The 7,312-nt window shown below is 53.5% G+C and carries 9 protein-coding genes; 1 reads left to right on the forward strand and 8 read right to left on the reverse strand.

Annotated features, from left to right (window positions below; genetic code table 11):
• Positions 1 to 60: 60 nt before the first annotated feature.
• The 8 genes from atpG to ABWO67_RS18475 form a co-directional block, all read right to left on the reverse strand.
• Positions 61 to 972, reverse strand: a complete 912-nt coding sequence (atpG, locus tag ABWO67_RS18440; RefSeq protein ID WP_353154511.1) for a F0F1 ATP synthase subunit gamma — start codon at positions 970 to 972, stop codon at positions 61 to 63.
• Between the two features lie 100 nt (positions 973 to 1,072).
• The gene (gene atpA, locus ABWO67_RS18445) at positions 1,073 to 2,614 is read right to left on the reverse strand and encodes a F0F1 ATP synthase subunit alpha (protein ID WP_353154514.1); all 1,542 of its coding nucleotides are present in this window, start codon (positions 2,612 to 2,614) and stop codon (positions 1,073 to 1,075) included.
• A gap of 35 nt (positions 2,615 to 2,649) precedes the next feature.
• Positions 2,650 to 3,189 (reverse strand): F0F1 ATP synthase subunit delta, encoded by a 540-nt coding sequence (locus ABWO67_RS18450; RefSeq protein ID WP_353154516.1) that lies wholly within the window; start codon positions 3,187 to 3,189, stop codon positions 2,650 to 2,652.
• Positions 3,190 to 3,202: 13 nt separating this feature from the next.
• The gene (locus ABWO67_RS18455; protein ID WP_353154519.1) at positions 3,203 to 3,673 is read right to left on the reverse strand and encodes a F0F1 ATP synthase subunit B; all 471 of its coding nucleotides are present in this window, start codon (positions 3,671 to 3,673) and stop codon (positions 3,203 to 3,205) included.
• A 129-nt stretch (positions 3,674 to 3,802) separates the two neighbouring features.
• The gene (gene atpE, locus ABWO67_RS18460; protein WP_073102520.1) at positions 3,803 to 4,045 is read right to left on the reverse strand and encodes a F0F1 ATP synthase subunit C; all 243 of its coding nucleotides are present in this window, start codon (positions 4,043 to 4,045) and stop codon (positions 3,803 to 3,805) included.
• Between the two features lie 104 nt (positions 4,046 to 4,149).
• Positions 4,150 to 5,031: a F0F1 ATP synthase subunit A gene (gene atpB, locus ABWO67_RS18465; RefSeq protein WP_353154523.1), complete on the reverse strand. Its 882-nt coding sequence runs from the start codon at positions 5,029 to 5,031 to the stop codon at positions 4,150 to 4,152.
• Positions 5,032 to 5,092: 61 nt separating this feature from the next.
• Complete coding sequence (locus ABWO67_RS18470) at positions 5,093 to 5,515, reverse strand: ATP synthase subunit I (protein WP_353154526.1); 423 nt, start codon at positions 5,513 to 5,515, stop codon at positions 5,093 to 5,095.
• A gap of 185 nt (positions 5,516 to 5,700) precedes the next feature.
• Positions 5,701 to 6,477 (reverse strand): enoyl-CoA hydratase, encoded by a 777-nt coding sequence (locus ABWO67_RS18475; protein WP_353154529.1) that lies wholly within the window; start codon positions 6,475 to 6,477, stop codon positions 5,701 to 5,703.
• Positions 6,478 to 6,503: 26 nt separating this feature from the next.
• Here ABWO67_RS18475 and ABWO67_RS18480 point away from each other — a divergent pair.
• A partial coding sequence (locus tag ABWO67_RS18480) for a M61 family metallopeptidase (RefSeq protein WP_502930054.1) occupies positions 6,504 to 7,312 on the forward strand: 809 nt, incomplete at its 3' end.

Consider the following 7,312-nt stretch of genomic DNA (forward strand, 5'->3'; position numbering starts at 1 on the left):
ACCGTTGCTCATGTTTAGTCCTTGCTAAATATCTTTGACGGGATGCCTTTCTGTTTAATCTTAAACAGCGGCAGCGCCCCCCACGATTTCTGAAATTTCTTTGGTAATAGCAGCCTGGCGGGTTTTGTTATAAACCAGCTCCAGGTCGCCAATGACTTTCTTGGCATTGTCGGATGCCGACTTCATGGCCACCATCCGCGCCGACTGCTCGGACGCCATGTTTTCTGCTACAGCCTGATACACCAAACCTTCTACGTAGCGCATCAACAAATCGTCAATGACCGTTTTCGAATCCGGTTCGTAGATGTAATCCCAACCGTACGATGCCTTGGCGACATCGCTGTCGCCCTGCGACTCGGAACCTTCCGACTGGAAAGGATCTTTCAGTCCGCTAGGCAAAGGCAGCAAACGAATGAAGCTGGGTTCCTGCCTCATGGTGTTCACAAAGCGGTTCGTTGCCATGTAAATGGCATCGATCTTGCCGTCGACGAAGTCGTCGATTTGCACCTTGATGGCGCCAATAAGACGTTCAAGGTTGGGCATATCGCCCAGCTGCACTTCTTGCGAAACCAGGTTAGCGCCGATGCGCGTCAAGACGCCTGCACCCTTGCTGCCCAAGGCAGTCGCCTGCACCTTGATGCCTTGCTTCTCGAAGTCTTTCAGACGATTCAGCACCAACCGCATGATATTGGTGTTCAAGCCGCCGCAAAGACCTTTGTCTGTGCTGACCACAACGATCCCTACCGCACGCACGTTTTCACGTTCGTTCATGTAGGGGTGCGAGTAATCCGGGTGAGCCTGCATCAAGTTAGCGGCGATATCCCGTACCTTGGTTGCATAGGGACGGCCTGCACGCATCCGCTCTTGCGCTTTACGCATTTTGGATGCTGCAACCATCTCCATGGCTTTGGTGATCTTGCGCGTGTTTTGCACGCTCTTGATCTTGGTTCGAATTTCCTTAATTCCGGCCATCGCTCTTTCCTGAAAGGGCGTTATAGCGGGGCTGCTTGCGCAAGCCCCACCGTACGTATGGATACTGAAGCAAGTGCTTCATCACCCTCGCCAGTCAAACTTAAAAAGCACCGTGCTTTTTGAACTCTTGTATGGCTGCAACCAATTCGGCTTCGTCGTCTTTGGAGAGTTCTTTGGTGTCTTCAATGCGTTGAATCATACCTTCGTGCTTGGACTTCAGGTAATCTTTCAATGCTTTTTCAAACGACAGAATCTGTGAGACTTCAAGGTCGTCGAGGTAGCCGTTGTTGACTGCGTACAACGTAATAGCCAGTTCCCAAACCTGCAACGGCTGGTACTGAGGCTGTTTAAGCAGTTCAACCACGCGCTTGCCGCGTTCCAACTGACGGCGCGTAGCATCGTCAAGGTCGGAAGCGAACTGGGCAAAAGCGGCCAATTCACGGTACTGAGCCAAGTCGGTACGAATACCGCCGGCCAATTTCTTGATAACTTTAGTTTGCGCCGCACCACCAACACGAGACACCGAAATACCGGCGTTGATTGGAGGACGAACACCGGCGTTGAACAAGTCGGTTTCAAGGAAGATCTGACCATCGGTAATCGAAATTACGTTGGTAGGAACGAAAGCAGAAACGTCGCCAGCCTGGGTTTCAATAATAGGCAGCGCGGTAAGCGAGCCTGTTTTGCCCTTGACGGCGCCATTAGTGAACTTTTCGACGTAATCTTCGTTGACACGCGCAGCACGTTCCAGCAAACGGGAGTGCAGGTAGAACACGTCGCCAGGATAAGCTTCGCGGCCTGGGGGACGGCGCAACAACAAAGACACTTGGCGATAAGCCCAAGCTTGTTTGGTCAGGTCGTCGTATACGATCAGGGCGTCTTCGCCGCGATCGCGGAAGTATTCACCCATGGTGCAACCGGAGTACGCCGACAAGTACTGCATAGCAGCCGAATCGGACGCTGCGGCGGCAACGATAATGGTGTATTCCAGCGCGCCGTGCTCTTCCAGCTTGCGCACGACGTTGTTGATGGTCGAAGCCTTCTGGCCAATGGCGACGTACACACAAGTGACGTTCTTGCCTTTTTGGCTGATGATGGTGTCGACGGCAACTGCAGTCTTACCGGTTTGGCGGTCGCCAATGATAAGTTCGCGTTGACCACGGCCAATTGGCACCATGGAGTCGATTGCCTTGATACCGGTTTGCAGAGGCTGCGATACCGATTTACGGGCAATAACGCCTGGAGCAACTTTTTCGATGATATCGGTGGCTTTGGCGTTAATAGGGCCTTTGCCATCGATAGGAACGCCCAGCGCGTCAACGACGCGGCCACGCAATTCGGGGCCAACGGGCACTTCAAGAATGCGGCCGGTGGTTTTTACCGGGTCGCCTTCCGACACACCGGTGTAATCGCCCAAAATAACAGCGCCAACGGAATCACGCTCGAGGTTGAGCGCAAGACCGAACACGTTATTCGGAAATTCAAGCATTTCGCCCTGCATCACGTCGGACAGACCGTGGATGCGGGTAATACCGTCGGTCACGGAAACAACCGTGCCCTGCGTACGTACGTCGGTCGACGCGCCCAAGCCTTCGATGCGGCTCTTGAGCAGTTCGCTGATCTCTGACGGATTAAGTTGCATGTTCAGACTCCTGGAATCCTGTTATCTGGCGCGCTTCAAGCGGCCAGCGTATCGCGCATGCGGGCCAACTGGGCCTGCACAGAAGTGTCAAGTACTTGGTCGCCAACGATCACGCGCACGCCACCGATCAAATCAGTATCTACGGTGACGGCCGGCTTGAGTTTGAGACCAAACTTTTTTTCTAGGCCCGACACGAGCGTCTGGACCTGCTCGTCGCTCAGTGCATAAGCACTGCTGATTTGAGCCAGCGCCGTACCTTCGTGCCGGTTTTTCAGTATTTCAAATTGCTCGGCGATTTGCGGCAACACCAAAATACGGTTATTGACCACCAGCATTTCGATGAAATTGCGCGCATGCGCCGAGAGCGGAGACTTGATCAGACCCGCAAACAGCTCTATGCGCTGAGCGGCGTTAAGCCGCGGGTCTGTCAGTGCTTCGCGCACGTCGCCGAGGCTGGCCACTTGAGCCAGCTCGGCCACCAGACCGGACCATGACGCCAGGGCTGCCTGGTCGTCGCGGGCCGTTGCAAACAACGCTTCAGCATACGGTCTAGCGATAGTCGATAGTTCAGCCATGGCCTGCCCTGGTTTAGAGTTGAGCCTGAAGCTGTGTTAACAGCTCGGCATGTGCCTGTGCATCGACTTCTCGTTTGAGAATCTGTTCTGCACCCTTGACGGCAAGAATAGCGACGTCGGCACGCAGGCTTTCACGAACACGCTGTGCCTCTTGGGCAGCGTCTTGCTGAGCCTGAGCGATGATGCGCGCCTTCTCGGCCTCGCCTTCACGGCGAGCCTGGTCGATAAGCACCGCAGCCTGTTTCTCGGCTTCAACCATGCGAGCATGGTTTTCTGTTTTTGCAGAAGCCTCGATTAGGCTGATTCGCGCCTGGGCCTGGGCCAAATCGGCCTTACCCTTGTCGGCAGCCGCTAGGCCATCGGCAATTTTTTGACGGCGATCATCCATTGCTTTCGTAAGAGGAGGCCATACGAATTTCATCGTAAACCAACCCAGCACGAAAAACACGATCATCTGAAAAAAGAGAGTCGCGTTTAAATTCACGGTCGTTTCCCTTTAATACCCATAGTGCCCCGCAGCTTGACTGCACAACACTTGATGTCCATGCCGCAGAACCCGCCTGATACGGCGTCTGCGGCAGCTTAACCCGCCGAAGCGGGCTGCATGCAATGCTTACCCGACGAACGGATTAGCGAAGGCAAACAACATGGCGATACCAACACCGATCAGGAACGCAGCATCAATAAGACCAGCCAACAAGAACATTTTGGTCTGCAAAGCGTTCATCAGTTCAGGCTGACGAGCAGAAGCTTCCAGATATTTGCCACCCATCAAGGCGATACCAATGCAAGCACCGAAAGCGCCAAGACCAATAATAAGACCGCAAGCTAGAGCAACGAAAGCAACGTTGGTCATAACAACTCCTTGGTTAATAACCGTGTAATCAAAAAGTCAAAAAAACTACTTTTGCAAGGACATCTTGCACCCCGGCCAGGCGAAACTGCCTGGACCGAAAATTTTTAATGGCCTTCGTGAGCCTGACCCACATATACGAGAGTCAACATCATGAAAATAAACGCCTGCAACAGCACGATAAGTATGTGGAAAATTGCCCACACCGACCCTGCCAGAACATGACCAATACCCAAGCCTATGCTTGCACCATTAAATCCGGTCCATGCGCCGCCCAACAAAGCGATCAACATGAAAATAAGCTCGCCGGCAAACATATTGCCGAACAACCGCATACCCAACGAAACCGACTTGGCAGCGTACTCGATGCAGTTCAACAGGAAGTTAAACGGCGCCAGCACCAGCCCGCCTAGGCCGTTAGCATGAAATGGAGCCGTAAACAATTCTTTGACAAAGCCACCCGGGTGCTTGATTTTAATGCCGTAATAGAACATCAAGAGCAGCACGCCCAGAGACATGCCCATGGGCACATTCAGGTCGGCCGTTGGCAGGATACGATGATGGTATAGAACATCGTGATGATCGGCGCCCAGGCCGGTCAAGCGGAATACGGAAGCAAGAAAGTCGACAGGCACCAGATCGAGCGCGTTCATGAGGATGATCCACAAGAACACGGTAAGCGCCAAAGGCGATACAAAACGACGGGAGGTTTCGTTTGGAACAATGCTTTTGGCTTGCTCTTCGACCATGTCGACCAGCATTTCGATGGAGGCCTGGAAACGGCCTGGAACACCAGCACTGACAGACTTAGCGGCGCGCCACAAAACGAATACGACAACCAGCCCCATAAGAATGGACCAGAATAAGGAGTCGTAATTCACAATACCGAAATCGGCGACTGCCGATTGCTTTTCGCCAACGTTATTCAGGTGCACCAAGTGGTGTTGAATGTATGCTGACTGGGGCGAAATATCGAGAGCGGCAGCCATCTAAACCTTATCCTGTAAGCTTGTAACCGGAGCAACAAAGCCCGTGAATTAATCTGTAGCGCTACGGCAACTTGCGAAACGCAAGCAGCAACACGTAACCCTTCAAAACAAATAACAACCCGAACAACAACGCGGGCCATACTACCCAATCGCGGCCTAGCCAGGCCACAAGAACCAGCACTGCAACTGCGGAACCAAGTTTCAACGCCTCACCGATAAAAAAGGTGAACGGATTCGATTTCACGGGCCCTAATAGACCCAACAGCAAACGCAGTGCGAAAAACGCATTTGGAACAAAATAGGCGCAGGCACCAACCAGAGCGGAAACCGCTGCTGCACCACCTGCTACCCACCAAGAAATCAGGACAGCGGCAGCACCCATAACAGCTTGGGCGACAAGGGTACGAAGAATACCATTACTAGCCCTGCGCTTTATTGCCGCGCGGTCGTGCTCGGTAAGCACTAAGCGAGTTTCGGTTTCCATACTTAAAGCCATTATCACTTAGGGTTTATACCTGATCCGGCAAACTCTAAGAGTATAACTTTATTTTTTGCTTGCAAGCAACTGAACATACAACTTTCTTGGACAGGCGCGCATTTTATACGAAGTGGAGAAAGCATGCGCGCCGAAGCCGCAGCCCGGCGCGTAAAGCTGACTGACAACTGAGCTTATTGGTGCTTGAATTCAGGCTTGCGCTTTTCAACAAACGCGGCCATGCCTTCCTTCTGGTCTTCTGTGGCAAAAAGCGCATGAAAGTTGCGGCGCTCGAACATCAATGTATCGTTAAGCGAACCCTCGTAAGCCGTATTAACGCACTCCTTTGCCATGATGACCGATGGCAAGGACATCGACGCAATGATGGTAGCCGCCTCGATAGCTTCATCCATCAGACGCTCGAGGGGCACCACGCGGGACACCAGGCCAGCCCGCTCGGCTTCGGCCGCATCCATCATCCGCGCAGTAAGAATCAAATCCATTGCCTTGGCTTTGCTGATCGCCCTTGGCAAACGCTGCGTGCCGCCATACCCCGGTATCACACCCAACTTGATTTCGGGCTGGCCAAAGCGCGCGTTTTCGGCGGCGATAATAAAGTCGCAAATCATGGCCAGCTCGCAACCCCCACCCAGCGCATAGCCTGCCACCGCAGCAATAATAGGTTTGCGGATGCGCTTGATGGATTCCCAATTGCCGCCAAGATAGTCCTGCTTGTACACGTCCATGTAGGACCAGCCCTGCATGGCGGCAATATCGGCTCCGGCGGCAAATGCTTTTTCACTACCCGTCAGCACAATGGCGCCGATATTATCGTCGGCATCGAAATCCCGCAGGGCCTGATAGAGCTCGTCAATGACATCGTTGCTTAACGCATTAAGCGCCTTGGGCCGGTTCAGCGTGAGCAACCCCACCCGACCACGTATTTCTATTTTTACCAATGGCTCGTCCATGCCGTCTCCTCGTTGCAAAGTAATATATAGGAATGAAAAAAGAACCGATACTTTATAGCGTAACGCCTTTCGATCCCGCTGGTCACCGTCTAAAGGTGCGCCTGACCATCCAGGATCCCAACCCCAACGGGCAAGAACTGGCCCTGCCCGCATGGATACCAGGCAGTTATCTTATTCGAGATTTCTCGCGGCAAGTGGAAACCATAGAAGCGCGTTGCCAAAACGAACCCATTGCCATCAGCAAAAGCGGCAATCACACATGGCTATGCGCGCCCTGCCCCGGCCCTTTAGAACTGGAATATGTCGTCTATGCCTGGGACCTTTCCGTACGCGGCGCGCATGTCGACGAATCGCACGCTTTTTTTAACGGCACCAGTGTCTTCCTGAGCGTAACAGGGCAAACGCAGCAACCATGCCTTGTTGAAATATGCCCGCCGCCGCATGCCAGGAACTGGAAGGTTTATACCAGCCTGCCCGAGGCTGCTGATCACCCAAAGGCCGCAAAGCGGCACGGCTTCGGCATGTATGTCGCCCCCGATTATGACGCACTGATTGACCATCCAGTCGAAATGGGTACGCCACAGGTGGTGCGCTTCAAAGCCCACGGCGCGGTGCATGAAATGGTATTTACCGGCGTCGCGCCGAACCTGGACTTGGCGCGCATTGCTTCGGACACCCACGAGATCTGCGCTGCGCAAATTGAATTCTTCGAACCCGAAAGCAAGCTTGCCCCTTTCCTGGATTCGTCAGACCGCTACGTATTCATGACCATGGTGACAGGCGACGGCTACGGCGGCCTTGAACACCGCGCTTCGACGGCCCTGATGGCCTCGCG

This window comes from Pollutimonas bauzanensis (genome assembly GCF_040393045.1).
GTDB classification, from domain to species: Bacteria; Pseudomonadota; Gammaproteobacteria; order Burkholderiales; family Burkholderiaceae_B; genus Pollutimonas; species Pollutimonas bauzanensis_A.